1 protein-coding gene is annotated in these 1,550 nt (G+C 72.6%); it reads right to left on the bottom strand.

The window, feature by feature from the left end:
* Positions 1–68 precede the first annotated feature (68 nt).
* The gene (locus I6A81_RS41145) at positions 69–1,406 is read right to left on the bottom strand and encodes a hypothetical protein (protein WP_203010521.1); all 1,338 of its coding nucleotides are present in this window, start codon (positions 1,404–1,406) and stop codon (positions 69–71) included.
* Positions 1,407–1,550: the final 144 nt, after the last annotated feature.

Genomic DNA, 1,550 nt, shown 5'->3' with positions numbered 1-1,550 from the left:
CGGTGGCCGGCCCGGGCCGCTGGGGAGGTGGGCGGCCATCGGCGTTGTCAGCGCTCCTGCGCCGTCGTTCAGTCGTCCAGGAGCTGACCGAGCGGGGCGGCCTCGCAGATCAGCTCGGCGGTCTCGGCCAGCCTTTCCGACTCGTCGTAGTCCGACGCCGTGTCGGCATCGATCAGCGCCTGCAGGCAGGCGATGTCCGCGTCGCCGACCTGGTCGAGCATCTGCCCGACGTAGTCCACGACCGTGGCCAGCGGGTCGACGTAGTACCGCCCACCCGCCTCGGCGACGACGATCGCCGGGTCGGGGAACCGGAACGACGTGCTCTCCTCGTCCAGGCACTCCCGCTCGCCGTCCGAGCCGGTGACGCAACGGTCGGCATAGGTGACGGTCTCCTCGTCACCCTCCCGGTCGGTGACGGTGACCCCGAAGGACTGGAGGGTGACCCGGATCAGGCCGTCGCCCAGGTCGTCCTTGCTGGTGACCAGGTCCTTGACGGTGACCGTGACGCCCGCGACGCGCGGGTCGTCCGCGTCCACGTCGTAGGAATAGTCGTCGCAGTAGTAGTCGGCGCAGTAGTAATCGCCCTCCGGCGCGCCGCCGAACACGCCGAGCACGGTCAGCGGGCCGAACTCCGACGCGCCGTCGCCGTGCATCCAGGTCTCGATCACGCCGACATAGTCGTAGAGCACCCGGTAGGTCCCCGGCGCCAGCAGGCCGACCGTGGCGCGCAGGTCCGTACCCGGCAGCGAGCTGACGAAGCTGGTGATCGCCTCGTCCGCGCTGGCGGCCCCGCCGGCCGACGGGTCGAGCCCCGGCGTGAACGCGTACCCCGAGGCCTCCCGCGCGTACTCGGCGGCGGTCGCCGCGATGCTCACGTACCAGCGTCCGCCCCGTTCCAGCGCGACGAGGTAGGTGGACCGGCTGCTGTCCTCGGTCGCGTCGGCGACGAGGGTGGCGAGGTCGACCTCCTCGGTTCGCGGGCCGGAGCCGGCACCTGGTTCGGACGAACCCCCCAGCTCGAACGGCAGCTCCTCCGAGTCCGTCCGGACGACCAGCGTGCCCGCCACGACGTCGACCCGGGCGACACCGGGACGCAGCTCGACCGGGCTCACCTTCAGGCCCCGGACCCGGACCGTGACGCTGGAGTTCGACTCGTCGTCAGCCCCGTCGGTGCCTCCGAAATCGAGGCCGCCGAACTTGTCAGCGGCCTTCGTCGTGATCGGCTTGAAGATCCTGAGCTCGGTCGGGTCCATCGCGCTCACCACGGCCAGCGCGTCCTGGTCGGCCGCCGCCTCGATGAAGTTGGTGACGGCGTCCTCGGGCGAGCCGGCGCCGCCCCGCTGGAACGCCCCGGCGATCGCGAAACTCGAGACCAGCAGGAACGGCAGGACGGCCAGCAGGACCACGAGCGGCCTCGGCAGCGACGGCGGCGACGGCCTCGGGCCGGAGGGCGCCGGTCCCGGCTGGCCGGGCGGGCTGGGCCGCGGGGGCCGCCCACCAGGCTCCCGCCGGTCAGCCGGCTGCCACCGACCCATGGGGCACCACGTGGT

Source organism: Frankia nepalensis, from assembly GCF_016786325.1.
Lineage (GTDB): Bacteria > Actinomycetota > Actinomycetes > Frankiales > Frankiaceae > Pseudofrankia > Pseudofrankia nepalensis.
Note: the sequence above shows the minus strand (reverse complement) of the source record. Positions and strands in the feature narration are given on the sequence as shown.